The following is a 24,988-nucleotide window of genomic DNA, read 5'->3' on the forward strand; positions in this document are numbered from 1 at the left end:
CATCGGTGCTCCCGTCCGCTCGAGTCGCGGGCACGCCGCCCCTGGCCTGTCCTCTCCCGTCACAATCGACAGCGACTCGCGCACGCACAATACCCGCAGACTCGTACGGATAAACGGCTGAGAGGCGAACTCCATCATGACGTCGGCCGCCGAGCCGCACCCGCACCCCATCGACCCTGCACGACTGCAACGTGCCCGCGACCATCTGCCGTCCCTTGAGGACGTCGCGCGCACCTCGAGCATCTTGAGCTTGCTCGGCGACCCGACCCGTGCCCGTGTCCTGTATGCCTTGGACATCGTCGACGAGCTGTGTGTCGGTGATCTTGCCCTCGCCCTGGACAGCAGCGAAGACGCCATCGGCTACGCCCTGCGGATCCTGCGCACCGCCGGCCTGGTCATGAACCGCAAGCAGGGGCGCGTCGTGTACTACCGCCTCGCCAGCGGCTTCCCTGAACCGCTGCTGGACCACTGCCTGCGCCGCCTGGTCGACCTGTCAGCGGACACGGATCCGGACGACTGACCAGCTGGCGGCGGCCAGCTGACGCACCGGCCGTCGTGACGATGCCTACCGGAATCGCCCTCGACCACGGTTTGATCGCCCACAGTCGGCCAGCGACGTGTCACCGCGTGCCGCCGACCGTCGACCGGAAGGGTGAGCTGACCGGCAGCGTGACCGTCCCGAGCCAGGCGGAAGGTGGTCGCGGGCGCGCTGCACGCCCGTGGGGTCGACGGGGTGCGGGTGCGGCTCGGGGGCCGTCGTCATCTTCGGTCCTTCCACCCGCTTATCCGTACGAATTTGCGGTTATCTTGCGTGTGCGGGTCGCAGTCGATTGTGACGGTGATGGCAGGCCGGCGAGTGGCCTGCCGGCGACGCGCGGACGGGAGCGCCGACCGTGAGCGTGGCAAGCGAGATGGTGAGCAGCTACCCCAAGGACCTGGGCGGCATCGATGAGGCCGCCTTGGTGGAGTGCATCCAGGCGTGCGTGGAGTGTGCGCAGGCGTGCACGGCGTGCGCGGACGCGTGTCTGAGCGAGGACATGGTCGCCGAGCTCACCAAGTGCATCTGGACCGACCTGGACTGCGCGGACGTGTGTGAGACCACCGGGCGGGTGCTGTCCCGGCACACCGGGTACGACGCGAACGTGACCCGCGCGGTCCTGCAGGCGTGTGCCGCGGCGTGCAAGGCGTGCGGAGACGAGTGCGAGTCCCACGCCGGCATGCACGAGCACTGCCGGATCTGCGCGCAGGCGTGCCGCCGGTGCGAGCAGGCCTGCCGGCAGCTGCTGGCGGCGCTGGGCTGAGGCGCCCAGAACCGGGCGGGCCGGCCGCCAGGTCCGGCAGCGGGTCGGTCAGGTGCGGCGCCCGGGAGGCAGGCAGGTGACAGGGCGGCGTTCGGACGTGACGCCGTCGGTTGCCCGCGCCGGTTGGAACACTGATCTGGTGGCTGCCGGGGGACGTCGGGGCGGTGCCGGCAGGTCGCCGGCACCGGCGCGATGGGTGCTGCTCCTGGCCGTGCTGGCCGGCCTGTTCGGGATGCACGTGCTGACCGCCGAGAGCAGCTCCGGCGGGCACGGCGCGCTGCCCACTGCGTCCGGGGCCGGTGCGCACTCCGCGAACCAGGCCGGTGGACATGACAGCGCAGCTGATCACGCCGTCGCAGCCCTCACCGGGTCCCTGGTCGAGCCCGCGGGGATGACCCGCGCGGCCGGAGCGGCTGCGGAGGCGCCGGATCCGGCTGGCATGCCCGAGGGTCACGGCGGGCTGAGCGGCTGCATCCTGTTCATGGTGATCGGCGGCGCGCTGGTGCTGCTGGTGCTGTTGTCCGGTCGGGCCTGGCCAGCTGCCTCCGGGGCCTGGAGCGCGACGTGGACGGCGCGGTGGCAGGTGCGGCGCCGTGGACCACCGGGCCGGGACCGGCCTCGGGTGGCGTTGTGCGTGATCCGGGTTTAGAGCGCGGCTGACGTCGTTCCCCACGGAACGGCGGACTCCAGTACGCCCTCATCCGGATCTTCCTCGTAGGAGCACACCCACATGTCTTCCCTGAACGGGTCTTCGGCTCGGCGCGGTCTCATCGGCCTGGCCGCCGCGGCCACCCTGAGCTTGGCCGCCTGCGGCGGCAACGACACCACCACCGCGGGCGCCTCCAGCGGTTCCACTTTTTCCAGCGCGGCCATGTCGATGACCGCGACGGCCCCGTCCTCGAGTGCAGCGTCCTCGAGCGCGCCGTCCTCCTCGATGGAGATGTCCTCCTCGATGGGCACGTCCTCGAGCTCGTCGACCTCAGCTGGCGCCGGGGACAGCACCCACAACGACGCGGACGTCATGTTCGTGCAGATGATGATCCCGCACCACCAGGGCGCCATCGCGATGGCGCAGCTGGCCGCCAGCCGGGCCAGTAACCAGCAGGTCAAGGACCTGGCCGCCACGATCGAGGCGGCACAGGGTCCGGAGATCGAGCAGATGACCGCCTGGCTGCAGGCCTGGGGAGTGAGCACCTCAACGGCCGACATGTCCTCCTCGACCGCCGCCTCATCCGAGGGCGGGATGGATCACGGCGGGATGGACCACGGCGGCATGACGATGGGCAAGGACGGCGACATGGGCTCCTCGACGGCCATGTCGATGCCCGGGGAGATGACCGACGAGCAGATGCAGGCGCTGGAAGCGGCCACCGGCCCCGAGTTCGACCGCATGTTCCTGCAGATGATGATCGAGCACCACACCGGCGCGGTGGAGATGGCCCAGACAGAACTCGAGCAGGGCAGCAACTCCGACGCCCTGCAGCTGGCCGAGTCGATCAAGTCCAGCCAGACCGAGGAGATCGCCACCATGCAGCAGTTGCTGCAGTCGCTCTGACCGCTGCCGGCTGTGCTGCCTGGTGGTCCGGCCGCGGGCCGGGCCACCAGGCACGCCGTGCGGCCCGCCGCCCCCGTGCGGGGCTGGCTACCTGACCTGCCTTCCCTGTGTGTTCTCGATCGAAGGGTCAGTTCGATGCGCGTTTCCCGGCGCCCCCGGGCGCTGCTGGCGTCGCTGCTGCTCACGGCGGCGCTCACCGCTACCGCCTGCACCACCGGCGGCCTAACCTCCTCCTCGCAGGTGACGGTCACCGTGTCCATCGGTCCCACCTCGACAGGGCCAACCGACGGAGCAGCGCCACCGGCGGCGAGCTCGACGCCCCCGTCCTCCCCTGCGGCGGGCACGTCCACCACCTCAAGCACGCCCAGCCCACCGACGTCGCAGGCGGTGATCACGATGACGCCGGCCGATGCGGCCACTGGCGTGCCGGTGCTGCAGCCGGTCACGGTCACCGCGACGGCCGGCACGCTGACCGAGGTGTCGCTGACCAACCCCGAGGGCAAGCTCGTGGCCGGCGCGCTGGCGCCCGATCAGCGCACCTGGACCTCCAGCGAACCGCTGGGCTACGCCCGCAGCTATCTGCTGGCCGCCACAGCCGTGGACGCCGCCGGGCTGAGCACGACCTCGTCCAGTTCGTTCACCACCGTGCAGCCGGTGGGGGTGATCTTCCCGTCGTTCGAGCCGCCGCCGGACCGCGGGCAGGTCGGCATCGGCCAGCCGCTGTCGGTGATCTTCGACCAGCCCCCGGCGGATCGCGCGGCGGCCGAACGGGCACTGTCGGTGACCAGCGACCCCGCCGTGGAGGGGGCTTGGTCGTGGGTGGACGAGCGGACGGTGCACTACCGGCCCCGGGAGTACTGGCCGGCCGGCACGCAGATCACCCTGGGGGCGAACGTGTACGGCGTCGACCTGGGCGGCGGCATGTACGGGGAGACCGACCGGTCGATGTCGTTGACGATCGGCCCGGCCAAGATCGCCACCGTTGACAACGCCACCAAGCAGATGACCGTGAGCATCGACGGGCAGGTGGTCCGCTCCTATCCGGTCAGCCTGGGACGGGAGGAGTCCACCGTGGTGGACGGGCAGGAGATCTCCTTCGTCACCCCGAGCGGCATCTACGTGGCGCAGGAGAAGTACGAGGTCAAGCAGATGAGCTCGGCGACCTACGGGCTGCCCACGGACTACGAACTGGGCTACGACTCGGCGATCCCGCTGGCGGTGCGGCTGTCCAACTCCGGGATCTTCGCGCACTCCGCGCCCTGGTCGGTGGCCGATCAGGGCGTCCGGAACGTCTCCCACGGCTGCATCAACATGCCGCCGCAGGACGCGCAGTGGTTCTACGACACGTTCGGCTTCGGCGACATCGTGCAGGTCACCGGGACCAGCACCCAGCTGGCCCCCGACGACGGGTACGGCGACTGGAACGTCCCGTGGGAGCAGTGGGTCGCTGGCAGCGCCCTGAGCTGACGGTCTGGCCGGGGGCGCCGGCGCCGCGATGGCGGCATGACGGCGCCCCGGCCTGCAGGTCGTGCGGACCGCCGTGGCGCGGTGCCGCCGGCGCGGCCCCGGACCGGCACTTCCCCGTGCCCGGTCCGGGGCCGTTGCACGTTCACCGCCCGGCTGGCACCGGCTGATCAGCAGCGCGAGCGGGCTCGGCCGGCGCGGGCAGGCGCAGCCGCTTGAGCAGCAGGGCGTTGACCGCGACCAGGAAGCTGGACCCGGACATGGTCAGCGCGGCGATCTCCGGGCGCAGCACCAGCCCGAGGGAGGGCTCCAGGACGCCGGCGGCGATGGGCAGGGCGATGGCGTTGTAGCCGATGGCCCACCCGAGGTTCTGCCGCATCTTGCGGAGGGTTCCGCGGCCGATCCGCAGCGCCACCGGCACGTCCAGCGGGTCCGAACGCATGAGCACCACGTCGGCCGTTTCGATGGCCACGTCGGTGCCGGCGCCGATCGCGATGCCCAGGTCGGCCTGCGCCAGGGCTGGGGCGTCGTTCACGCCGTCCCCGACCATCGCCACCTTCCGGCCCTGGGCCTGCAGCCGGGCGATGTGCGCGGACTTGTCGGCGGGCAGGACCTCGGCGATGACGGTGTCGATGCCCAACTGCTGCGCGATCCGCTGCGCGGTGGCCTGGTTGTCGCCGGTGAGCATGACGACCCGCACCTCGGCCTGGTGCAGCGCGGTGACCGCGGCGGCGGCGGTGTCCCGGGCCGCGTCGGCCATCGCGATGACGGCGACGGCGCGGCCGTCGACCGCGACCAGCACCGCGGTGCGGCCGGCGGCGGCCAGTTCGTCGCGGCGCGACGCCAGCGGGCCCAGCTCCACCTGCTCGGCGGCCAGCAGGGCGCGGTTGCCGACCAGGACGCGGCGGCCGGCGACAGTCGCGGTTGCGCCGTGCCCGGGCACGTTCCGGAAGCCGCTGGCCGTGTGGTCCGCACCGTCCGCGGCGGCGTGCTGCTGGGCGTAGCGGACCACCGCGGTGGCCAGCGGGTGCTCGGATTCCCGTTCGACGGCGGCGACCAGGCGCAGCAGCTCAGCGTCGCCGATGCCGTCCACGACGACGTCGGTGACCTCGGGCTCGCCGCGGGTCAGGGTGCCGGTCTTGTCCATCACGACGGTGTCGATGCGGGCGGCGGTCTCCAGCGCGGTGGCGTTCTTGAACAGCACGCCGCGGCGGGCGCCGAGCCCGGAGCCGACCATGATCGCGGTCGGGGTGGCCAGGCCCAGGGCGTCGGGGCAGGTGATGACCACGACGGTGATCGCGAACAGCAGCGCCGTCTGCACGCCGGCCCCGGCCGCGAGCCACACCAGCAGGGTCGCGGTGCCGCCGAGCAGAGCGACCAGCACCAGCCAGAACGCGGCCCGGTCGGCCAGCCGCTGCCCGGGCGCCTTGGAGTTCTGCGCCTGCTGCACCAGCGCGACGATCTGGGCCAGGGCAGTGTCCGAGCCGACCTTGGTGGCCCGCACCCGCAGCGTGCCGGTGGTGTTGACCGACGCCCCGATCACCCCGGAGCCGGGCTGCTTGGCCACCGGCAGGCTCTCCCCGGTGACCATCGACTCGTCGACCTCGGAGACGCCCTCGACCACGGTGCCATCGACCGGGACCTTTGCGCCGGGGCGGACCAGCAGCAGGTCCCCGACCTGCACCTGCCCGGTCGGCACCTCCACCGGGTCGCCGCCGTCGGGTGGCAGCCGCAGCGCCATCGGCGGGGACAGCTCCAGCAGGGACCGGATCGCCTCGTTGGCGCCGCCGCGGGCGCGCATCTCGAACCAGTGCCCCAGCAGCACGAACGCGGTGAGCACCGAGGCGGCCTCGTAGAACACCTCACCACCGCCGGTGAGGGTCACTCCCACGCTGTACAGCCAGCCGGCGGCCACCGCCACCGCCACCAGCACCATCATGTCCAGGGTGCGGGCCCGCAACGCCCGGTAGGCGCCATCGAAGAAGATCCACGCCGCGTAGAACACGACCGGCAGCGACAAAATCAGGCTGAACACGTCGTCGCGGAGCCCCAACGGCGCCGGCACGTGGAACCCCAGCACCTCCCGGCCGATCGGGGACCACAACAGGATCGGCACCGACAGGACCGCGGCGACCAGGAACCGGTTGCGCATGTCGCGCACCATGTCCGCCATCGACATGCCGCCGTGGTGCCCGCCGTGCCCCATCACCTCCTGCGGCGACCGGCCACCCTCCTGCCCGTGGCCGCCGTGGCTCATCTCGTGGTCCACCGCGGTGTGCGCCGCGCCGCTCTCGTGCCCGGCGGGGGGCTGCGGGTGGGCGTGCTCGAGCTGGCCGCCGGCGCCGGCGGGTTCGCTCATCGGGTCGCACAGGTGGTTCGGCACGGACTGGCCGGCGCAGTGGTAGCCGCAGTCGCGGACCCAGCCGGTCAGCTCGCGCACCGAGGTGCGGTCGGGGTCGTAGGTGACGGTCGCGGTCTGGGCGACCGCGTTGGCCTGCACGGCCAGCACGCCGGGCCGGCGGGCCAGGGTCTGCTCCACCACCGCCTGGGAGGTGGCCCAGTGCAGGCCGCCGACGTCCAGCACGGTGCTGCGACCAGTGCTCATCTTGTCCTCCAACAACGTGTGGGGGTCGCCCAGCGGCCGCAGCGGCGAGCGGGCGGCCGGGCGGCGGCTGGGTCCGGTCCGAACATCCAAGGGATGGCGGGTGGCGGGGTGCGGCGGGGTGGCGGGTCAGGTGGTGGCGGGGTGCCGGTCGCGGGATGGCGCGTGCGGCCGCCGGTGGGCGTCCTGGTCGGTGTCGGTCAAAGACACAGCGGTGAAGGAGCGCAGCCGCAGGCTGTTGCTGACCACGAACACCGAGGACAGGGCCATCGCGGCGCCGGCGATGAGCGGGTTGAGCAGGCCGGCGACGGCCAGCGGGATCGCGGCGACGTTGTAGGCGAACGCCCAGAACAGGTTGCCCTTGATGGTGCCCAGGGTGCGGCGGGACAGCCGGATGGCATCGACCGCGGCGCGCAGGTCACCGCGGACCAGGGTCAGGTCGCTGGCCTGGATCGCGACGTCGGTGCCGGTGCCCATCGCGATGCCCAGGTCGGCCTGGGCCAGGGCGGCCGCGTCGTTCACGCCGTCACCGACCATGGCCACCACCCGGCCCTGCCGCTGCAGGTCCTGGATCACCGACAGCTTCTCGGTGGGCAGCACCTGCGCGATGACCTCGCTGATGCCGACCTCGGCGGCGACCGTCGCGGCGGCCCGCTCGTTGTCACCGGTCAGCAGCACCGGCCGCAATCCCAGCTGGCGCAGCTCAGCCACAGCGCGGGCGCTGGTCGGCTTCACCGTGTCGGCCACCACCAGCACGCCCCGCACGGCGCCGTCCCAGCCGACCACGATCGCGGTGCCGCCGGCGTCCTGCGCCTGCCGGTGCGCCGTGTTCAGGTCGGTGGGCAGCGGCAGCGCCCACTGCTCGGCCAGCCAACCGGCGCGGCCGGCGACCACGGCGTGCCCGTCCACCACCCCGGCGACCCCGAGACCCTGGGTGCTGGTGAAGTTCTCGACCGGCGGCAGCGTCCCGAGCTGCTCCCGGGCGGCGGCGGCGATGGCCGCGGCGATCGGATGCTCTGAGGCGTCCTCCAGGGCGCCGGCCAGGCGCAGCAGCTCTCGCTCGTCGACACCGTCAGCGGGCAGCGTGCGGGTCATGCGCATCCGACCGGTGGTGATGGTGCCGGTCTTGTCCAGCACGATGGTGTCCACCCGGCGGGTCGACTCCAGGATCTGCGGGCCCTTGATCAGGATGCCCAGCTGGGCGCCGCGGCCGGTGCCCACCAGCAGCGCGGTCGGCGTGGCCAGTCCCAACGCGCACGGGCAGGCGATGATCAGCACCGCGACCGCGGCGGTGAACGCGGCCTCCGCGCCCGCTCCCCACAGCAGCCACCCGGCCAGCGTGGCCAGCGCCAGGGCGATGACCACGGGCACGAACACCGCGGAGATCCGGTCGGCCAGCCGCTGCACCGGCGCCTTGCCGGACTGCGCGGCCTCCACCATGCGGGCCATCTGCGCCAGCTGGGTGTCGGCGCCGACGCGGGTGGCCTGCACGACGAGCCGGCCGCCGGCGTTCACGGTCGCGCCGACCACCGCATCGCCCGGCCCCACCTCCACCGGGACGGGTTCCCCGGTGAGCATGCTGGCGTCCACCGCGGAGGAGCCGTCCACGACCTCCCCGTCGGTGGCGATCTTCTCGCCGGGGCGGACCAGGAACTGCTCGCCCACGGCCAGCTGGCCGACCGGGATCCGGACCTCCTGCCCGGAGCGCAGCACCGCGACGTCCTTGGCGCCCATCTCCAGCAGGGCGCGCAGCGCCGCGCCGGAGCGCTTCTTGGCGCGGGCCTCGAAGTACCGGCCGGCCAGGATGAACACGGTGACCGCGGCCGCGACCTCGAGGTAGATTTCCTCGGCCCCGGACCCGGCGTGCGGCAACAACCGGAACGGCATCCGCATGCCCGGGTGGCCGGCGCCGCCGAAGAACAACGCGTACAGCGACCAGCCGAACGCGGCCAGCACCCCGACGCTGATCAACGTGTCCATGGTCGCCGCGGCGTGCCGGGCGTTGACCACCGCGGCGCGGTGGAACGGCCACGCCCCCCACACCACCACCGGCGCGGCCAACGTCAGGGACAGCCACTGCCAGTTGGCGAACTGCAGCGGCTCGATCATCGCCAGCAGCAGCACCGGCAGCGTCAATGCCGCCGAGATCCCCAGCCTGCGGCGCAGCTCGGTGACCTCCCGGTCCTCCCCCGGCTCCGACGGCTCCATTCCGGTCGCAGCGTCATCGACCGCCGGGCGCGGCGGCTCGGGGAGCTCGGCGGTGTAGCCGGTGGCCTGCACGGTGGCCACCGCGTCGGCCACGGTGGTGCCCTCGGGCAGGTGGACGACCGCCTTCTCGGTGGCGTAGTTGACGCTGGCCTGCACTCCGGGCATCCGGTTGAGCTTGCGTTCGACCCGCGCCGCGCACGACGCGCACGTCATGCCACCGATGTTCAGTTCGACCCGCTGCCCCGCAGCAGGCAAGGAGGCAACAGGCGGCGAGGCAGCCGCGGGGGTGGACGTCATGACAGCTCTCCCAACATGAACAGCACGATCACTTCGAGTCCGGCGACCGAGGAGCCGGTCGGTACTTGCGCTCCCCGGCCGCCGGCGGTCAGCGCAGGCTTCCGGGTACCAGCTGGTAGCCGGCCTCTTCCACGGCGTCCTGCACGGCGTCCGGGTCGACCGGGCGGTCGCTGGTCACGGTGACCTGCCCGGAGGCCAGGTCGACCTGGACCTGCGCGACGCCGGGCACGCCGTCGGTCACCTCCTGGGTCACCGCCGCCACGCAGTGCCCGCAGGTCATCCCGGTGACCTGGAACGTGGCGGTCACCGCGGCGGCGGCCGGCGTCGAGGACGGGGCCGAGGACTGGGCAGCGGCCTCACCGCACCCGCACCCGCACCCGCGTCCGCTCGGCCGCTCGGTAGCGGCGGACACGTCGGTGATGCGCAGGGACTCGCTCATCGAGAACTCCTTCGGATTGTTGACTGGCTGGACGGCCGCGGGTGATGCGGACCGCGGGGAGTCGTGGACCGGCCGGTCAGGACCGGACGAGGCGGGCGATCGCGTCGGCGGCTTCCTTGACCTTGGCGTCAGCGACATCGCCGCCCTGGGCGACCGCCTCGGCCACGCAGTGGGCCATGTGCTCCTCCAGGAGCTTCACCGCCACCGACTGCAGCGCCTTCGTGGCCGCCGACACCTGGGTCAGGATGTCGATGCAGTACTGGTCGTCCTCGACCATCCGCGACAGCCCACGGATCTGACCCTCGATGCGGGCCAGCCGCTTGGCGTAGTCGCTCTTGCTGGCTGAGTAGCCGTTCATCTGCCTCGACCTCCGGTCCGTGCCGTCCACACCTTTATACCATACCCCCCCAGGGTAGTCCCAGGAGTCGACTCGGCGGCCCACGGTCCCCAGGCATACCCCGGCCGCTATCCGCTCAGGTTTCTCTCAGGAGATCGACATCTGCTCACCCGGACCGGCTCGATCCCCGAGACGTTCACCGTCGCTTCGTGACGGCCGGGCAGTGTCGGTGGTCGAGGCGAGGATCAAGCCGTGTGGATCGCCATCGACCCTGACCATCCCCGCCGACGCATCGCCTTCGGCGACGAGGAACGTGCCCACAGCTACGCCGACAAGCTGACCTCGGCCTGGACCGTGCGGCCCGCCGACGACCCCCAGGTCCAGCCCATCACCGGCACCTGGGCCGACGACGAGACGCCCTCCGCCTGATCGTTCGAGCTGTCCACACCCGAGCAACCACCGACAGGAGCTTGGGCACTCGCCCAGCAGAATCGCTGCGTGACGACCCCACCGCCCGGCCCCCGCTTCCTCCGGTTGACCGACGTGGCCGAGGTTATGTCCCGTCTGACTGTGCGGATGAGTGTTGAGCTGCATCGATGTGTCGTGGACATGTCTGTGACGGTGGCGGGGTCGAGGCGGTGAGCGAGGTTCGGTTTCTGAAGCTGACGGACGTGGCCGAGATCTTGAACATCTCGGCCAGTCAGACGTACGCGTTGGTGCGCAGCGGCGAGCTCAAGGGCATCCAGATCGGTGGGCGCAACCAGTGGCGGGTGGAGCGGGTGAAGCTCGAGGAGTTCATCGAGGAGGCCTACCGACGCACGGCCGCGAACCTGTCGTCGCTGCCGACAACGCTCCCCGAGGACGCGTAGCCAGGGCGCTCCGCCTACCAGTACAGGATGGCGTGTATTCAGCCGTCGCTGTACGGTTCTGATCGTGCAGACGTTGACTCATGGTCCGGTGCTCGCCCGTTTCGGGCATGCGCTGTCCGACCCGACCCGCACCGAGATCCTGCTGTCGCTGATGCAGGGCCCTGGCTATCCGGCTGAGCTGGCCGATCGGCTGGCCGTGTCTCGGCAGTCCCTGTCCAACCACCTGGCGTGTCTGCGTGGGTGCGGCCTGGTGGTGGCCGTCCCGGAGGGCCGGCGGGTGCGGTACGAGCTGGCCGACGCCCGGTTGGGGCATGCCCTGGCTGACCTGATGGCCGTGGTGCTGGCGGTCGACCCGGAGCACTGCGCCGCCGCCGGCCAGTCGGGCTGCTGCTGATGGCCACCGACCTGACCCTCGCCACGGGGCCGTCGGCGGACGGGGCCGGCGCAGATCGGCGGCGGGTGCTGCAGCGGCGGATCCGTTGGTTCGTGGCCGCCACGATCGCCTACAACCTGGTTGAGGCGGTGGTCGCGATCACCGCTGGGACGATCGCGTCGTCGGGTGCGCTGGTCGGGTTCGGTCTGGACTCGATCATCGAGGTGACGTCGGCGGCCGCGGTGGCGTGGCAGTTCGCGGGCCGGGATCCCGAGCAGCGGGAACGGGTGGCGTTGCGGATCATCGCCTGGTCGTTCTTCGCGCTCGCGGCGTACGTGTCCGTCGATGCCGTCCGGACGCTGTTCGGAGCGGCCGAGGCGCAGCACTCCACGGTCGGCTTGGTCCTGGCCGGCGCCAGCTTGCTGATCATGCCGGGGTTGTCGTGGGCGCAGCGGCGCACCGGTCGCGAGCTGGGCTCCCGCTCGGCGGTCGCGGACTCCAAGCAGACGCTGCTGTGCACCTACCTGTCGGCGGTGCTGCTCGTGGGTCTGGCCGTGAACAGCCTCTTCGGTTGGTCCTGGGCCGACCCCATCGCCGCCCTGGTCATCGCGGCGGTCGCGGTCAAGGAAGGCCGGGACGCTTGGCGCGGCGACGCGTGCTGCGCCCCCGGAGCCGACCTGCACCACCATGACGACGACGCGGCCGCGCCTGCTTCCAGTGGCGGCTGCGGCGGGGCCTGCGACTGCTGCTCGCCTTCCAGGTAGGCCGTCACCCGTCCGGCTTGCAGCGGAGTGGTCTCGCGTGCCGGTTCGGGTCACGCGTCCCTAGGGGCGTACATGAGCACGGCCACGCCGATCAAGCAGATCAACGCGCCGATGACGTCCCAGCGGTCGGGGCGGAACTTGTCGACGACCATCGCCCAGGCCAGGGACCCGGCGACGAAGATGCCTCCGTAGGCGGCCAGGATCCGGCCGAAGTGGGCGTCCGGTTGCAGGGTGGCCACGAACCCGTAGGCGCCGAGCGCGAGGATCCCGCCCGCGATCCACAGGACGCCGCGGTGCTCCCTGACCCCTTGCCACACCAGCCAGGCGCCACCGATCTCGAACAGCGCGGCGACCACGAACAGCACGATGGAGCGGGTGAGCGTCACTGGCTGGTCTGCGTCCGTGCCCCGACGACGAGGTCGAGCACCGCGGTCCGGGCGTGCTCCGGGGCCGTGATCTCCAGCTGGGTGGTCGGCCCGGTGAAAGTCAATCGGAAGGACAGGAATGGGCAGCACTGCTGCTCGGCGACGATCAGCGACGCCAAGGCAGCGGTCCGGTCTGCCGGTACCTGCAGGACCGCACCGGTCGGCGTTGCGGTCCAGGGAACGTCGGCCAGCGTGGTCGTCCAGTGTTCGAGGCGGTCACGGTGATCGGTCGGGGTGAGCGAGCAGGCGATCTCCGGCTCCGGCCCCGGCTCCGGCGCCGGCTCGGTCAGGAACGCGCAGGTCGGCGCGCAGGCGGTGTCGCGGTCGGGCAGGGTGTCCAACCGGTGCAGCGCCGACCGCAGCCGTGCGTCGATCTCGGCGACCGCTGCGCGGTCCCGTTCCAACCGCTCGAGCTGCTGGTCGATCAGGGGTCGTAGGCGCTGCTTGACCGACCGGCACGGACGGGACTGCCACATCTGGGTGAGTTCGGCGATCGCCTCCAGCGGCAGCCGCAGGCGTCGGGCCGCGGCGATGAACCGGATCTGCTCAACCGCCCGTTCGTCGTAGATGCGGTACCCGGCTGGCGTGCGGCCGGGGCGCAACAACCCGACGTCCTCGTAGTAGCGCAACGTCGTCGCCGGCACGCCGCTGCGAGCGGCAGCATCCGAGATCCGAAGGGCAGGCACGCGGCGACGGTAGACCTTCGAGCCCACTCGAAGGTCAAGCGTGCGCACCGGCCACTTCCCCTGGGTTCAGGTGGCTCGCACGGGCCTCGGGGGACGCAGCGGCGACCTCGACGCCAGCTGGATCGATGAACGCGAGCAGCGGAGTGTGGGACGCCGGCGCGTGGGACGGCGCATCGTCGGGCGCGCTCCGCCGGCCCGCCCCGCGGCTGTGGAGTTGGCAGTGGTCGCTGCAGTGCTGCAACGGTTCAGACCGATGATGACCGTCCTGGCGACACTGGCCGTGGTGACCTACTGGTGGTGGAGCCGGGCTTGGAGGCGTGCAGCGAGCTGGTCGACCCGGTGTGCGATGTCGTCGCGGACCAGGCGCATGCGTTCGAGACCGTCGATGCCGCGTTCGGAGGGTTCGTCGGTGTCCCAGACCTCGACGGGGGTGCCGTCGACCGGGTCGACGGTGGCCTCGCGACCGAGGACCACGACGAGGTCGGCGGCGGCGATCAGCTCCGGCGTGACGGACTTCGGGCTGTTGCCGCTGATGTCGACGCCGACCTCGGCGAGGGTCTGCGCGGACAGGGCGTTGATCGTGCTGCCGGGATCGGTGCCGGCGGAGTCGACCTCGACGGTGTCGCCGGCGGTCTTGCGCATGAGACCTGCGGCCATCTGCGACTTGCCGCCGTTGCGGACGCACACGAACAGCACCGACGGCGTGCTCACTGGCGAGCCTGACCGGCGGGCGCGGGCAGCAGTTCGGCGATGAGGGTCTCGACGCGGGCGCGGATGTCGTCGCGGATGGGGCGGACCGCGTCGATGCCCTGGCCGGCGGGGTCGTCCAGGGCCCAGTCCTCGTAGCGCTTGCCGGGGAAGATCGGGCAGGCGTCGCCGCAGCCCATGGTGATGACGACGTCGGATGCGCGGACGGCGTCGGTGGTGAGTTGCTTGGGGACCTCGGTGGCGATGTCGATGCCGACCTCGGCCATGGCCGCGACGGCGACCGGGTTGACCTGGTCGGCAGGCAGGGACCCGGCGGAGCGAACCTCGATGGCCCCGCCGGAGAGGTGGGTCAGGAAGCCGGCGGCCATCTGGGAGCGGCCGGCGTTGTGCACGCACACGAACAGGACGGTCGGCTTGCTGGTCACAGGTGGCTCCTGGGATCGGTGGGGTCAGGTGGTGACGAGGGCGCCGGCGGGCTGCGGCGCGGGCTGATGGTGTTCGCGGGTCCAGGCGTGGCCGGCCATCTGCACGGCGTCCCATGGTGAGCCCAGTGGTGGGGTGTAGGACAAATCGAGGGCGTCGAGGTCGGGGACGGTCATGCCGGCGTACAGGGCGGTGGCGTAGGTGTCGACGCGTTTGGCGATCTCGCTGCCACGGCGGCCGACGAGCTGCGCGCCCAGCAGGCGGCTGTCGCGGGTGTCGCCGGTGACCCGGATCGCGATGCGGTGGGCGCCCGGGTAGTAGGCCTTGTGGTCGTCGGCGGTGGTCTGGGTGGTGGCCGGGTGGAACCCGGCGCGGGCGGCCTCGTCGTGCCGAAGGCCGGTGCGGGCGGCGACGAGGTCGAACACCTTGACGACCTGGGTGCCCACGCTGCCGGTGAACCGGGCGCTACCCCCGACGGCGTTGGTGCCGGCGACCTTGCCCTGCTTGTGGGCGGTGGTGCCCAGCGGCAGGTAGGTGACACCCAGGAGGCGGTGATGGGTGGTGACGCAGTCGCCGGCGGCGTACACATGCGGCAGGCCGGTGCGCATCGCCTCGTCGACGACCACGGCGCCGCCGGCCCCGGTGACGGCGCCGGCCGACACCAGCAGGTCGGTGTCCGGGCGCACCCCGACCACGACCAGGACCACGTCGACGGTGCGGGTGAACGGAGTGCCGTCGCGGCGACCGGTGACGGTGACCCGGCCACCCGTGCTGGCCCGTGCGCGGGCGATGGCGGTGATGGTGGTGCCGGTGACGACCTCGACGCCGTGCGCGGTGAGCTCGTCGCGAACCAGAGCACCGAGGGGCTCATCCAGGGTCGACAGCACCTGCGGGCCGCGCTGGACCTGGGTGACGGTGATGCCGCGGGCGGTGAGAGCCTCGGCCATCTCCAGGCCGACGTAGCCGGCGCCCACGATGAGCGCGGTCTCCGGCTGCTGGGCCAGATCCCCGGCCAGGGCGAAGGTGTCGCCCATGGTGTGCAGGACGTGCACGCCGTCGGCCGGGCCGAGCGCGTCCGGTCCGGTGAACCCGCCGATCCGGGATCGGGTGGGGACGGCGCCGGTGCCCACGACCAGCTCGTCGTAGGACAACCACGACTGCTGCCCGCCGGCGCTGGTGAGCAGTACCCGCTGCTCGGCGACATCGATCCGCTCGGCGCGGGTGTCCAGGGCCAGGCGCATGCCGGTGGCCTGCAGGTCCGCCACGGTGCGGTGAGCCAGGTCTCGCCAGTCCGGGACATCACCGGAGAGGTGGTACGGGATGCCGCAGATCGAGAAGTTCGGGTAGGCGTCGGCCACGACGACGGTGACGTCCACGCCGGGCTCGAGTTCACGAGCGCGCAGCGCAGCGGAGATCCCCGCGTCTCTGCCGCCGATGGCCACCAGGTGCCGGTTCGCCATGTCCGGTGCTCCGCCGGTCAGCGGGCCTGGTCGGACGACCGGCCGGCCTCACCGACGAGTTCGGTGAGCAGGGCCCGCACGCGCTGGTCGAGGTCGTCGCGGATCGCCCGGACCTGCTCCAGTGGCAGGCCCTCGGGGTCGGGCAGCTGCCAGTCCAGGTACCGCTTGCCCGAGTACACCGCGCACGCGTCGCCGCAGCCCATGGTGACCACCACGTCCGCGGCGCTGACCACGTCGTCGGTCAACGGCTTGGGGAACTCCCCGACCAGGTCGACGGCGACCTCTTCCAGGGCCTGAACGACGACCGGGTTGATCTGCGCGGCGGGCAGCGACCCGGCCGAGCGGACGTGGACCCGGCCGCCGGCGCGGGCGGTCAGCAACGCGGCGGCCATCTGCGAGCGGCCCGAGTTGTGCACGCACACGAACAGCACCTCGGGCACGTCCTTGTCGACCTTGCCCTTGGCCTGCGCGAGGGCGGTAAGCCGGTCCTGGGCGAACCGTTGCGTCAACACCGGCAGGAACGTCGTGACCCTCGAGGTGCGGCGCAGCGTGGCGTAGGACTCGAACACGTACCGCTCGACGGTCTCGGCGGAGAACACCCCGGCGAACCGGGTACACAGCCGCGCGGTGATGTCCAGCAGCGTGTCCCGGGGGATCGCCGCGGCATCGACATCACTCGGCGCGGGGGCGGATGGGGCGGTCATGACCGAACTCCCTTCGTGGTGTCGGCGGTGGCGCCGACCGGGACGGTGGCGGTGGGATCACCGGGGAAGAACCGCCGCCCGGCCCACAGGGCGACGTAGACCAGGGCGACCAGGACCGGGACCTCGATCAGGGGCCCGACGACGCCGGCCAGGGCCTGCCCGGAGGTGACGCCGAAGGTCCCGATCGCGACGGCGATGGCCAGCTCGAAGTTATTGCCGGCAGCGGTGAACCCCAGCGTCGTCGTCTTGGCGTACCCCAGCCGCAGCGCGCGGCCCAGGACGAATCCGAGGGCGAAGGTGATGGCGAAGTAGACCAGCAGCGGCAGCGCGATCCGGGCGACGTCCCACGGGCGGCTGGTGATCTGGTCACCCTGCAGGGCGAACAGCACGACAATGGTGAACAGCAGGCCGTACAACGCCCACGGCCCGATCCGCGGCAGCACCCGGGACTCGTACCGCTCCCGGCCCAGGCGGCGTTCGCCGAGGGTGCGGGTGAGGAACCCGGCCAGCAGCGGGATCCCGAGGAACACCAGCACACTGATAACGATCGCGCCGACGGAGAAGCCGGCGCTGGTGGTGGACAGGCCGAGCCAGCCCGGCAGCACCTGCAGGTAGAACCAGCCCAGCGCGCCGAACGCGACCACCTGGAACACCGAGTTGATCGCGACGAGCACCGCGGCCGCCTCACGGTCACCGCAGGCCAGGTCGTTCCAGATCAGCACCATGGCGATGCAGCGGGCCAGCCCGACGATGATCAGCCCGGTGCGGTACTCGGGCAGGTCCGGCAGCAGCAGCCAGGCCAGGGCGAACATCAACGCCGGACCCACGACCCAGTTCAGGACCAGCGAACTGACCAGCAGCCGCCGGTCGCCGGTGACGCGGCCGGTCTCGTTGTAGCGGACCTTGGCCAGCACCGGATACATCATGACCAGCAGGCCGATCGCGATCGGCAGGGACACCGACCCGATCTTCACGGCATCCAGGCCCTCGGCCAGGCCGGGGATCAGCCGACCCAGCAGCAGCCCGAGGGCCATGGCGGCGATGATCCAGACCGGCAGGAACCGGTCGAGCGTCGACAGCTTCTTCAGGACCGGTGCGTCGGTGATGGCGGTCGAACTGGTGCTCATCGACCGGTTTCCTGGCAGCCGCAGGTACCCGCGAGGTGCGCGGAGGCCTCGCAGCAGTCGGCCTTGGCGGCCGGCTCACAGCAGGAGTCCTGCACCGCCGGGGCGCAGCACGACGCAGCGTCCGCGGTGACGTCGGTGACGGGCAGTCCCGTCCAGACCGGCGCAGCCCAGTTGGAAGTGGTGGTGCTCGTCGCAGGGCTGTCCGACGCGGTGGGTGCGTCCAGCGGCTTGGTCGCGCGGACGATGGCGCCGTGCATCCCGGGCGCGACCTCATGGGTGAAGACCACCTCGGTGTCGGTGAAGCCCATCGCGGCCAGACCCTGCAGGTATTCGGCGCGGGACAGTGCCCCGGCGACACAGCCGACGTAGGAACCGCGTTCGGCCCGCTGCTCCGGGGTGACGTGGTCCTCGGCGACGACATCGGAGATGCCGATCCGCCCGCCCGGGGTGAGAACCCGGAACATCTCGGACAGCACCGCCGGCTTGTCGGTGGACAGGTTGATCACACAGTTGGAGATGACGACGTCGACCGCGGCATCGGGCAGCGGCACGGCCTCGATGTGGCCCTTGACGAACTCCACGTTGGTGGCGCCGGCCTTGGAGGCGTTGGCGCGGGCCAGCTCCAGCATCTCGTCGGTCATGTCCAGTCCGTAGGCGTACCCGCTCAAGCCCACCCGGCGGGCGGACAGCAGCACGTCGATGCCGCCACCCGAACCCAGATCCAGCACCCGCTCGCCCGCACGGAGCTCGGCGACCGCCAGCGGGTTCCCGCAGCCCAGGCTGGCCAGGACGGCCTCCTCGGGCAGCTCCCCGGTCTGGCCCGGCTCGTACAGTCCGGCGCCGAAGACGTCCGTGGGGCTGCCGGTCACGGTGGCGACCGCATCGTCAGGTCCGCAGCAGCTCGCCCCGGTACCCGATCCCACAGCCCGGGCGGCGGCGGCGTACCGCTCCCGGACCTGCTCACGCACGACATCGGTCGATGCGGTCATGACTCCCCACCCCTTGCATAGACAACCGTCGATGACTGGAACCACGATGCACCGGGACATCGACAACTGTCAATGCCACGGGCACACTGGCTGCATGGCCGGCCCGAAGACCCTTCCCCTGCTCGATCCGGCATGCTGCGCCCCGCTGGTCCGCGCCCCGCTGGACGCCGCGGCCGCCACCAGCCTGGCCCGGACGCTCAAGGCGCTCGCCGACCCGGCCCGGCTCCGGCTCCTGTCGATGGTCGCCGCCCACGAGGGCGGCGAGGCCTGCGTCTGCGACCTCACCGAACCGCTCGGCCTGACCCAGCCGACCGTCTCGCACCACCTCAAGGTCCTCGTCGACGCCGGCCTGCTCACCCGGGACAAACGCGGCGTGTGGGCCTACTACGCCCTGGTCCCCGGCGCCCTCGACGCGGTGGCTGCGGTCCTCACCAGCCAGGACGTCGCCGTCCGGATCTGACCAGGGCCGAGCCCGGCGGTCACCGCGTGACGGTGGGCACACCGAAACGCAGGGTGCGCAGCTCGCCGTAGAGGATGGCGATCTGCGCCTGCAAGGCGCGGTTCTCGGCGGTCAACGCCCGATTCCGGTCATGTGCCAGTGACAGTCGTGCAGCAGTGTCTGCTCGCTGGCCCGCTCGCCAGTCGGCGGAGCGCCCGCGGTGGTGGCCGGCGCCGGCGCTCGAGGTAGGTCGGCCAGCAGTATGGGATGGGTGTAGACGCCGACGTCCGTACGCCCTGGTCCGCAGCGGTGAGCTGCGAGCCATCCAGATCGGCAACCGCAACCAGTGGCGGGTCGAACGGGCCAAGCTCGAGGAGTACATCGAGCAGGCGTACCGGCGGGCGGTGGACAACCTGGGCAACCTGCCGGCGGAGCCGCCCGAGGAAGCGTGACCGCAGCACCTACTATCTCGAACATGCGTTCGACTGACGGGCTCAGGTCGGTTCGCGGGTACGAGCTGAGCGGGCGTCACTTCGGCCGGCACGGAGCCGAAAGGCTGATCGAGTTCATGCCGTCCCGCTGCCCGGGCGGGCACGAGCTCATCGAGAACACGGTGCTGGTCGGGACGCATCCGTGCCTGTGCCTGTGCGCGGCTCCGGTGACGTGCCATCGGACGTAGCGGTGCCGGGTGTGCGACGCCTGCTGGGTGTACCCCGCATGCACCGGGCATCCGCGGTGGCCCGAGTGGGACGGCGTCGATCCGCCACCCCGCCGGGGCCGCCGGCCGCGCATGGGCTAGACGGTATGGGGGTCAAGGCCGATCCGCCCCGACCCCCATACCGTCTAGCGCTCCAACTCTCGGCCGTCATCCGCGGCGCCGCGGTGCCGGTCGTCGTCGCGGCCGCGGCGCGCGTCGGCGCTGCGTCGCGCTGCCGCGGACTGCTGCTGCTGCAGGTTGGCGCGGTACCGGTCGGTCATCCGGGCGGTCCGTTCGTTGAGGTCGACGAGGCGTTCCAGGGCCTGGACCAGCCGTTCGGCCACCGGGGCCGTCGACCATCCACCGGGTGGCGGTGACCCGGGGAACGGCAGCCGTGCCGGCAGGAGCAGTGGATCGGTGTCGCGGTGGGGGCGGCGCGGTGGGCCGGGGGTGGTCATCGCGAAAGGTTCCTTCCGGTCAGTAGTCGCGGCTGGCGATGCGCCAGCCGCCGTCGGTGCGGACGGCGGTGAGGGTGACCGCCAGCGCCTCGTCCGCGGGGTCGGTGCCGGTGGCGCAGGTGGTGTGCAGGGTGCCGGCGGCCTGGACGTGGACGGTGGTGTCGGTGCGGGGCGCTTCGGGTGGGATCACGGCGGCGGCGTCGTCGACGCGGGCGGTGCAGCGGCGGTCGACGAAGTCCTGCCAGGCCATGCCGGGGCCGCGGCCGTCCCGCCGCAGCTGCAGGTTCTGTTGGGCGAGCTGGTCGGTGACGTAGGAGGCGGTGCGGTCGATCCAGGCGTCGGCCGCGCCGGTGAAGCTGGCCGTCCGGTAGGCGACCAGCCAGGCCACCGCCAGCTGCTCGACCGTGGCGTCCGGGTCCTCGGCCGTGAGCGAACTGGCCGGGCTGGTCGACGGGGATGCCGGCGCGGCGATGGTCGTCTCGATGCCGGTCGCGGTCGCGGTCGTGGTCGGTGCCGGGCTGGGGGCAGTGAGCCGGACGGTCGGTGGCGCGCCCGCCGTGGGCGTGCCGGCGGGTGCTGCGCACGCGGCCGTCCCCGCGGTGATGCCGGCGGCCAGGAAGGTCAGCAGCAGCCGGCTGGCGTCGGTGCGCCCGTTCATGCGCCCGGCCGGACGGCGCCGATGAACTCGGCGCCGCGGTTGCCGCCCCAGATGCCGCTGCTGATCTTGACGACGTCGCCGGACTGTGGCGCCTCGACCATGCGGTCGTCGCCGAGGTAGATGCCGACGTGGTGGATGCCGTTGGCGGCGCCGTTGCTGGAGTACAGCAGCAGGTCGCCGGGCTGCAAGGTGGTCCGGTCGGTCAGGTGTGGGAAGGCGGCCCAGATCGCCTGGGTCTGGTGCGGGACGGCGACGCCGATGCCGGCGTAGGCGTAGAGGGCGAGGCCGGAGCAGTCGAAGCCGACCTTGGCGTAGTCGCCGTGGGCGTCGGCCACTCCCCCGTCGTGTATGCCGAGTGTGGGGCCGTTGGCGTCTCCGCCGCCCCAGGAGTAGGTCACGCCGAGCTGGCTCAGCGCTCGGTTGATCACCGTCTCCGCGCGAGGGTTGGACGGCAGGCTGATCGAGGTTCCGCCGGCGGCGCCCGCGGCCGGTGTCGTGGTGCAGGTGCGGCCCTCGACGGCGCCGACGACCTGGTTGGCCGGCTGCTCCCACTTGGCGTAGGCGTCGGGGGTCTCGGACTGCTGCACCCGCTGCGCGGCCACGGTGACCGGCAGCTGCTCCCACCCGGGGATATCGAGCAGGCCGGGCTGGCCGGCCTGCCCGCCGGTATAGAACATCGCCGCGGACTTGGCCGGATCGAGCCGGTCGGCCAGCGGCCCCCAGGCGTCCAGCTGCTGGAACAGCCCCCGGGAGGACGACATCTGGCCGTTGGCCATCGTGTCGCCGTAGTTCAAGGTGCGCAGGGTCGACTCCTGCATGGCGGTGGCCACCGCCACGACCCAGCCCCGCTCCGGCACCCCCAGCGCCTTGCCTTGGCCGACGATGACCGCGGCGTTGTCCAGCTGGTCCCCGGAGAACCCGGCAACGTCTTGACCGGTGGTTGATCCAGCCGATCCGCCGCTGCCGGAGGCCGGTGCGGTGGTGCAGACAACGCCGGGCTGCCCGCCCGGCGGTGCCGCCTGCGCCTCGTCCTCGCTGCCGAACAGGACGGCGACCAGCATCGACAGCAGCAGCACGGGCACCAGGACGACGGCGAGTCCCGCCCCGATCAGCCGCTTCACGTCACGTCCCCGGCGTACCTGCTGGCAATGCTGGCATTACCGGCATCACCAGTAGCAGCGCTCAATGTCGCGGCCGATGGCGGCGTCCCGGTCCCGTCGACGCTGCTCCTCGTAGATCTCGCGGTCGCGGCGGCGTTCCTGCTCACGGGTCCGGTCATCCTCCTGCCGGGCCCGCTCCAGTTGGTCACGGCGGTCGTCGTCGTCGCGGATGCGGTCGAGCCAGCTCATGGTCGGGTCCTTCCGGTGGTGGGCGATGAGGCTGGGGCCTTGGTCGAACGGCTGGGCTTGCCGTTCTTGGCCGGTGCGCTCTTGGGTGTCGGTGGGATGGGCGGTGCGAGTTGCCGGGTGCGGGCGAGTCGGTAGTCGGCGCCGCCGGCGGCGGCGGCCTGGGTGCTCCAGCGGCGGTGCGCCTGGGCGGCGAACGCGGTGTCCAGCGCGCAGGTCTCGGTGCAGCGGGCGCCGCGCAACCAGACGGCCCATCGGGCGCCGGCGGCCTTGTGCAGCTGGTCGTGCCAGAGCACGGCGGCGTCGTAGCGGCCCTCGTCGACCCAGACGTTCTGCCAGGCCACGTAGAACCCGGCGAGCTCCTCGGCGAGGGCGTCGTGCCGGTCCCAGCAGGCCGGGATCGCGTCGGTGAGCTGGTAGGTGGCCACCAGCCACGACACCCACTTGGCGAGCTCGGCGTGCGCGGCCGCGGCGTCGGCGGCCGGGTGGCGTTCGTAGCGAAACCGCAGGTGCTTGCCGGCGCCGGTGCCGTCCTGGTCGTGGCGGTCAGCGCTGATGAGCTGGTCCAGCTCGTCGATGCGTTGGGTGAGCACGTGCAGCTGCTGCAGCGCCTCGTCGAGCAGTTCCTCGGGCGTGTTCCCCCACGGCGGAGCCGGCGCGGCCGGCCTGGATCCTGCAGCGGCGGCGGCGTCCGCGCCGCCGGGCGGTGCGGACAAGTCCGCGTCGTCGGCGATGAACCCGCCGGCGTCGGGCACCGGGTACAGCCGACGCACCGAGGCGTCCGTGGCGTAGCCGGCGGGATCTGAGGGCTCGTCGGGGCCGTCGGGTGGCTGGGTCATGGTCGTCTCCTGGCCAGGGGCAGGTGGTGGGCGCGGGCGTCGTCGTAGTCCTCGGCGGCGCGGTGCACGTGCGCGGCATCGGGGCGCCGCCACCACGGGGTCAGCTCGATCTCCACCGGGGGCATCTGGGAGGCGAGCACGATCGCCCGGCCGGGTGGGGTGTTGCGGACATCGGCGACGGTGCGGGTGGCCTGCCGGCGGCTGGACAGCGAGTGCACGGTTCCGGCGGTGTCGCGGGAGTAGGTAGCGACCTCGACGTCGCCGAACGCCTCGGCGACTTCCTTGCTGTCGGCGCCGCCCTCTCCCCCGCCGACCATCATTCGCATCCCGGCGGCGGACCAGATGGCCTCGCCCTGGTCCCGGCCGTAGGCGCCGCGCAGCAGGGAGCGGGTCTGCACCACCATGTGGGCGCTGATCCCCCAGCCGCGGGAGTCCGACAGCACCGTCTCCCAGTCCGGCAACCGGCAGGTGTTCACCGACTCGTCCGCGATGATCGGCAGCGGTGGGTCCAGCCGGGCCCCGGTGGAGGCGGCGGCCAGATGCCGGGCGGCGTCGAGGATGTCGGCGACGATCAGGGACACGATCTTGGTGGCGCCGGCCAGCATCGTGTTGTGGGTGAGCAGGTACAGGCTGTCGGTGCCCTCGGCGAGCCAACGGGTCGCGTTGAACGCCCGGGACGGCCGGTGGTCGATCACGGCCAGCACCTGCGGGGTGGACATGCCGTCGAACGCCGAGCGGACCGACAGGTAGGACCCTTCCCGTTGCCGGTCCGGGGTCTTGCGGACCGAGGCCAGTTCCTCGGCGTAGAGCTGGTAACCGCGGGACGAGCCGCGGATGATCTGCTCCGGCCGCTGATCCAGGGGGTTGTAGACCCAACCCAGCAGCTCGGTCACGGTGGCGTCGGCCAGGCCGGCGGCGTGCAGCAGGGCCCGGACGACGCGGCGGCCGTCGGCGGCGAAGTCGGCGTGCGGGTCTGGGCCGGCGGCGCGTTCGGTGAGCACCTTGGTGCGGGCCTCGGCGATGTTCGGGTCGGCGCAGCCCTGGATCGGCGTCCAGGACAGCTCGGGGAACACCCCACCGGACAGGCGCAGCGGGTCGAACACCCGCAGTCCGCCGCGGTCGGCGGCCGCCGCCCACGTGCACCGCAAGATGTCGGTCTTGGTGGTGGACACCACCTGTCGGCCCTCCCAGTCCAGCACGGCCGGGATGACCACCGAGGTCGTCTTGCCCGACTCGGACAGGCCGGTGACGATCGAGGACGTCTCGATGGCCCGCCACACGTCGCGGCCGCTGGCCACCGACCGGCCCAATCGGGCGCCCAGCTGCTCCGGCCGCAGTTCCCGCGGCGTGGTGGTGGCTGCCAGTTGGGGCCGCAGCGACCCGGCCCGGGCGCGCAGGCTGTCGGCGGTCATCGACCGGGTCTCCTGCGCGCGGGTGGCCACCCCGGCCGTCGCCGGCCGGTGCACCCGCCGCACCAGCAGCACCGCCGTCGCGGCGACGGCGACCAGCCCGGTCAGCAGCACCGCGGTCAGCGCCCACACCAGCACCGGCCCCGGCCGGCCGGCCGGCTCGGGCCAGCCCCGGGTCGGGTCACCGGGGTGAGCGAGCATGCCGACGGCGGCCGCGGCCGGCGAACCGGCGTCCGGCCAGCCGCGCCCGGTGACCAGGTAGGCCAGATGCCCGGCCAGCAACGGCGCCGCCAGCATCGCCGCGGCCAGCACGGCCCCGCCGGCCAGCAGCAGCCAGGTGCCGGACGACGCGCCGGCGGTCACCGAGCGGCTGTCCCCGTGCACGGGCTGTCCGGCGTCTGCGCCGCTTCC

Annotated in this window: 30 protein-coding genes; 11 read left to right on the top strand and 19 right to left on the bottom strand. The window is 72.3% G+C overall.

The window, feature by feature from the left end:
- The first annotated feature begins 136 nt into the window (after positions 1–136).
- The 3 genes from IEY37_RS15775 (at position 137) to IEY37_RS15785 (ending at position 1,950) form a co-directional block, all read left to right on the top strand.
- Complete coding sequence (locus tag IEY37_RS15775; protein ID WP_188943258.1) at positions 137–520, top strand: ArsR/SmtB family transcription factor; 384 nt, start codon at positions 137–139, stop codon at positions 518–520.
- A 373-nt stretch (positions 521–893) separates the two neighbouring features.
- Positions 894–1,301 (top strand): four-helix bundle copper-binding protein, encoded by a 408-nt coding sequence (locus IEY37_RS15780; protein ID WP_188943259.1) that lies wholly within the window; start codon positions 894–896, stop codon positions 1,299–1,301.
- A 139-nt stretch (positions 1,302–1,440) separates the two neighbouring features.
- Positions 1,441–1,950 (top strand): hypothetical protein, encoded by a 510-nt coding sequence (locus tag IEY37_RS15785; protein ID WP_188943260.1) that lies wholly within the window; start codon positions 1,441–1,443, stop codon positions 1,948–1,950.
- On the opposite strand, the gene IEY37_RS22240 is transcribed toward IEY37_RS15785, so the two are convergent.
- Entirely contained in the window at positions 1,947–2,261 is a 315-nt protein-coding gene (locus IEY37_RS22240) for a hypothetical protein (protein ID WP_229674503.1), read from the bottom strand. The genes IEY37_RS15785 and IEY37_RS22240 overlap by 4 nt on opposite strands.
- On the opposite strand from IEY37_RS22240, the gene IEY37_RS15790 reads away from it, so the two are divergent.
- Complete coding sequence (locus IEY37_RS15790) at positions 2,254–2,856, top strand: DUF305 domain-containing protein (protein ID WP_229674504.1); 603 nt, start codon at positions 2,254–2,256, stop codon at positions 2,854–2,856. The genes IEY37_RS22240 and IEY37_RS15790 overlap by 8 nt on opposite strands.
- A 135-nt stretch (positions 2,857–2,991) precedes the next feature.
- Positions 2,992–4,323 (top strand): L,D-transpeptidase, encoded by a 1,332-nt coding sequence (locus tag IEY37_RS15795; protein WP_188943262.1) that lies wholly within the window; start codon positions 2,992–2,994, stop codon positions 4,321–4,323.
- 142 nt (positions 4,324–4,465) lie between these two features.
- Here IEY37_RS15795 and IEY37_RS15800 read toward each other — a convergent pair whose 3' ends face one another.
- The 4 genes from IEY37_RS15800 to IEY37_RS15815 form a co-directional block, all read right to left on the bottom strand.
- On the bottom strand, positions 4,466–6,925 hold the full coding sequence (locus IEY37_RS15800; RefSeq protein ID WP_188943263.1) for a heavy metal translocating P-type ATPase: 2,460 nt from the start codon (positions 6,923–6,925) through the stop codon (positions 4,466–4,468).
- 126 nt (positions 6,926–7,051) lie between these two features.
- On the bottom strand, positions 7,052–9,427 hold the full coding sequence (locus IEY37_RS15805; protein ID WP_188943264.1) for a heavy metal translocating P-type ATPase: 2,376 nt from the start codon (positions 9,425–9,427) through the stop codon (positions 7,052–7,054).
- A gap of 88 nt (positions 9,428–9,515) precedes the next feature.
- Positions 9,516–9,866, bottom strand: a complete 351-nt coding sequence (locus IEY37_RS22680; RefSeq protein WP_188943265.1) for a heavy-metal-associated domain-containing protein — start codon at positions 9,864–9,866, stop codon at positions 9,516–9,518.
- Between the two features lie 76 nt (positions 9,867–9,942).
- A complete protein-coding gene (locus IEY37_RS15815; protein ID WP_188943266.1) occupies positions 9,943–10,224 on the bottom strand; it encodes a metal-sensitive transcriptional regulator in 282 nt (93 codons plus the stop codon).
- 231 nt (positions 10,225–10,455) lie between these two features.
- On the opposite strand from IEY37_RS15815, the gene IEY37_RS15820 reads away from it, so the two are divergent.
- The 4 genes from IEY37_RS15820 to IEY37_RS15835 all read left to right on the top strand — a co-directional run bounded on the left by IEY37_RS15820 (position 10,456) and on the right by IEY37_RS15835 (position 12,209).
- Positions 10,456–10,632 carry a hypothetical protein gene (locus IEY37_RS15820; protein ID WP_188943267.1) on the top strand — a complete coding sequence of 59 codons (177 nt, stop codon included), beginning with the start codon at positions 10,456–10,458 and terminating at the stop codon, positions 10,630–10,632.
- Between the two features lie 167 nt (positions 10,633–10,799).
- Positions 10,800–11,072 (top strand): helix-turn-helix domain-containing protein, encoded by a 273-nt coding sequence (locus IEY37_RS15825; RefSeq protein WP_188943268.1) that lies wholly within the window; start codon positions 10,800–10,802, stop codon positions 11,070–11,072.
- A 64-nt stretch (positions 11,073–11,136) separates the two neighbouring features.
- The gene (locus IEY37_RS15830; RefSeq protein WP_188943269.1) at positions 11,137–11,466 is read left to right on the top strand and encodes an ArsR/SmtB family transcription factor; all 330 of its coding nucleotides are present in this window, start codon (positions 11,137–11,139) and stop codon (positions 11,464–11,466) included.
- Entirely contained in the window at positions 11,466–12,209 is a 744-nt protein-coding gene (locus tag IEY37_RS15835; RefSeq protein WP_188943270.1) for a cation efflux transmembrane domain-containing protein, read from the top strand. Before IEY37_RS15830 ends, IEY37_RS15835 begins: the two co-directional genes overlap by 1 nt.
- 50 nt (positions 12,210–12,259) lie before the next feature.
- On the opposite strand, the gene IEY37_RS15840 is transcribed toward IEY37_RS15835, so the two are convergent.
- The 8 genes from IEY37_RS15840 to arsM all read right to left on the bottom strand — a co-directional run bounded on the left by IEY37_RS15840 (position 12,260) and on the right by arsM (position 18,791).
- A complete protein-coding gene (locus IEY37_RS15840) occupies positions 12,260–12,595 on the bottom strand; it encodes a YnfA family protein (RefSeq protein ID WP_188943271.1) in 336 nt (111 codons plus the stop codon).
- A complete protein-coding gene (locus tag IEY37_RS15845; RefSeq protein ID WP_188943272.1) occupies positions 12,592–13,320 on the bottom strand; it encodes a MerR family transcriptional regulator in 729 nt (242 codons plus the stop codon). The genes IEY37_RS15840 and IEY37_RS15845 overlap by 4 nt, the downstream gene beginning before the upstream one ends.
- Positions 13,321–13,608: 288 nt before the next feature.
- On the bottom strand, positions 13,609–14,031 hold the full coding sequence (locus tag IEY37_RS15850) for an arsenate-mycothiol transferase ArsC (RefSeq protein WP_188943273.1): 423 nt from the start codon (positions 14,029–14,031) through the stop codon (positions 13,609–13,611).
- Entirely contained in the window at positions 14,028–14,453 is a 426-nt protein-coding gene (locus IEY37_RS15855; RefSeq protein ID WP_188943274.1) for an arsenate reductase ArsC, read from the bottom strand. The genes IEY37_RS15850 and IEY37_RS15855 overlap by 4 nt, the downstream gene beginning before the upstream one ends.
- A gap of 24 nt (positions 14,454–14,477) precedes the next feature.
- Positions 14,478–15,911: an FAD-dependent oxidoreductase gene (locus tag IEY37_RS15860; protein ID WP_188943275.1), complete on the bottom strand. Its 1,434-nt coding sequence runs from the start codon at positions 15,909–15,911 to the stop codon at positions 14,478–14,480.
- A 17-nt stretch (positions 15,912–15,928) separates the two neighbouring features.
- Positions 15,929–16,615 (bottom strand): arsenate reductase ArsC, encoded by a 687-nt coding sequence (locus IEY37_RS15865; protein ID WP_188943276.1) that lies wholly within the window; start codon positions 16,613–16,615, stop codon positions 15,929–15,931.
- A complete protein-coding gene (gene arsB / locus IEY37_RS15870) occupies positions 16,612–17,742 on the bottom strand; it encodes an ACR3 family arsenite efflux transporter (protein ID WP_229674506.1) in 1,131 nt (376 codons plus the stop codon). The genes IEY37_RS15865 and arsB overlap by 4 nt, the downstream gene beginning before the upstream one ends.
- Positions 17,739–18,791, bottom strand: a complete 1,053-nt coding sequence (gene arsM, locus IEY37_RS15875) for an arsenite methyltransferase (RefSeq protein ID WP_308426394.1) — start codon at positions 18,789–18,791, stop codon at positions 17,739–17,741. Before arsM ends, arsB begins: the two co-directional genes overlap by 4 nt.
- 34 nt (positions 18,792–18,825) lie before the next feature.
- Here arsM and IEY37_RS15880 point away from each other — a divergent pair, with 34 nt between their 5' ends.
- Together IEY37_RS15880 and IEY37_RS22250 are read left to right on the top strand one after the other, a co-directional pair.
- On the top strand, positions 18,826–19,191 hold the full coding sequence (locus IEY37_RS15880) for an ArsR/SmtB family transcription factor (RefSeq protein WP_188943278.1): 366 nt from the start codon (positions 18,826–18,828) through the stop codon (positions 19,189–19,191).
- Between the two features lie 155 nt (positions 19,192–19,346).
- A complete protein-coding gene (locus IEY37_RS22250; protein ID WP_229674507.1) occupies positions 19,347–19,622 on the top strand; it encodes an excisionase family DNA-binding protein in 276 nt (91 codons plus the stop codon).
- A 391-nt stretch (positions 19,623–20,013) separates the two neighbouring features.
- Here the strand turns inward: IEY37_RS22250 and IEY37_RS15890 are convergent, their stop codons facing one another.
- Genes IEY37_RS15890 through IEY37_RS15915 form a run of 6 tightly spaced genes read right to left on the bottom strand, consistent with a single transcriptional unit; the run spans position 20,014 to position 24,940 of the window.
- Entirely contained in the window at positions 20,014–20,325 is a 312-nt protein-coding gene (locus tag IEY37_RS15890) for a hypothetical protein (protein WP_188943279.1), read from the bottom strand.
- Positions 20,326–20,344: 19 nt separating this feature from the next.
- Positions 20,345–20,983: a hypothetical protein gene (locus IEY37_RS15895; protein WP_188943280.1), complete on the bottom strand. Its 639-nt coding sequence runs from the start codon at positions 20,981–20,983 to the stop codon at positions 20,345–20,347.
- On the bottom strand, positions 20,980–22,104 hold the full coding sequence (locus IEY37_RS22685; protein ID WP_188943281.1) for a C40 family peptidase: 1,125 nt from the start codon (positions 22,102–22,104) through the stop codon (positions 20,980–20,982). The genes IEY37_RS15895 and IEY37_RS22685 overlap by 4 nt, the downstream gene beginning before the upstream one ends.
- A gap of 45 nt (positions 22,105–22,149) precedes the next feature.
- The gene (locus IEY37_RS15905) at positions 22,150–22,332 is read right to left on the bottom strand and encodes a hypothetical protein (RefSeq protein WP_188943282.1); all 183 of its coding nucleotides are present in this window, start codon (positions 22,330–22,332) and stop codon (positions 22,150–22,152) included.
- Positions 22,329–23,168, bottom strand: coding sequence for a hypothetical protein (locus tag IEY37_RS15910; protein WP_188943283.1), 840 nt, complete (start codon positions 23,166–23,168; stop codon positions 22,329–22,331). Before IEY37_RS15910 ends, IEY37_RS15905 begins: the two co-directional genes overlap by 4 nt.
- Entirely contained in the window at positions 23,165–24,940 is a 1,776-nt protein-coding gene (locus IEY37_RS15915) for a type IV secretory system conjugative DNA transfer family protein (RefSeq protein ID WP_188943284.1), read from the bottom strand. Before IEY37_RS15915 ends, IEY37_RS15910 begins: the two co-directional genes overlap by 4 nt.
- Positions 24,941–24,988 lie beyond the last annotated feature (48 nt).

The sequence above is a fragment of the Nakamurella endophytica genome, assembly GCF_014646215.1.
In the GTDB taxonomy this organism is placed as follows: domain Bacteria; phylum Actinomycetota; class Actinomycetes; order Mycobacteriales; family Nakamurellaceae; genus Nakamurella; species Nakamurella endophytica.

Excerpts from the sequence above, each read along its gene's own strand:
- IEY37_RS15860 (WP_188943275.1), bottom strand. The coding sequence starts at position 15,911 with ATGGCGAACCGGCACCTGGTGGCCATCGGCGGCAGAGACGCGGGGATC.
- IEY37_RS22680 (WP_188943265.1), bottom strand. The coding sequence starts at position 9,866 with ATGAGCGAGTCCCTGCGCATCACCGACGTGTCCGCCGCTACCGAGCGG.
- IEY37_RS15815 (WP_188943266.1), bottom strand. The coding sequence starts at position 10,224 with ATGAACGGCTACTCAGCCAGCAAGAGCGACTACGCCAAGCGGCTGGCC.
- IEY37_RS15800 (WP_188943263.1), bottom strand. The coding sequence starts at position 6,925 with ATGAGCACTGGTCGCAGCACCGTGCTGGACGTCGGCGGCCTGCACTGG.
- IEY37_RS15905 (WP_188943282.1), bottom strand. The coding sequence starts at position 22,332 with ATGAGCTGGCTCGACCGCATCCGCGACGACGACGACCGCCGTGACCAA.
- IEY37_RS15865 (WP_188943276.1), bottom strand. The coding sequence starts at position 16,615 with ATGACCGCCCCATCCGCCCCCGCGCCGAGTGATGTCGATGCCGCGGCG.
- IEY37_RS15880 (WP_188943278.1), top strand. The coding sequence starts at position 18,826 with ATGGCCGGCCCGAAGACCCTTCCCCTGCTCGATCCGGCATGCTGCGCC.
- IEY37_RS15835 (WP_188943270.1), top strand. The coding sequence starts at position 11,466 with ATGGCCACCGACCTGACCCTCGCCACGGGGCCGTCGGCGGACGGGGCC.
- IEY37_RS15795 (WP_188943262.1), top strand. The coding sequence starts at position 2,992 with ATGCGCGTTTCCCGGCGCCCCCGGGCGCTGCTGGCGTCGCTGCTGCTC.
- IEY37_RS15890 (WP_188943279.1), bottom strand. The coding sequence starts at position 20,325 with ATGACCACCCCCGGCCCACCGCGCCGCCCCCACCGCGACACCGATCCA.
- IEY37_RS15805 (WP_188943264.1), bottom strand. The coding sequence starts at position 9,427 with ATGACGTCCACCCCCGCGGCTGCCTCGCCGCCTGTTGCCTCCTTGCCT.
- arsB (WP_229674506.1), bottom strand. The coding sequence starts at position 17,742 with ATGAGCACCAGTTCGACCGCCATCACCGACGCACCGGTCCTGAAGAAG.
- IEY37_RS15910 (WP_188943283.1), bottom strand. The coding sequence starts at position 23,168 with ATGACCCAGCCACCCGACGGCCCCGACGAGCCCTCAGATCCCGCCGGC.
- IEY37_RS15775 (WP_188943258.1), top strand. The coding sequence starts at position 137 with ATGACGTCGGCCGCCGAGCCGCACCCGCACCCCATCGACCCTGCACGA.
- IEY37_RS15825 (WP_188943268.1), top strand. The coding sequence starts at position 10,800 with ATGTGTCGTGGACATGTCTGTGACGGTGGCGGGGTCGAGGCGGTGAGC.
- IEY37_RS15790 (WP_229674504.1), top strand. The coding sequence starts at position 2,254 with ATGGGCACGTCCTCGAGCTCGTCGACCTCAGCTGGCGCCGGGGACAGC.
- IEY37_RS15895 (WP_188943280.1), bottom strand. The coding sequence starts at position 20,983 with ATGAACGGGCGCACCGACGCCAGCCGGCTGCTGCTGACCTTCCTGGCC.
- arsM (WP_308426394.1), bottom strand. The coding sequence starts at position 18,791 with ATGTCCCGGTGCATCGTGGTTCCAGTCATCGACGGTTGTCTATGCAAG.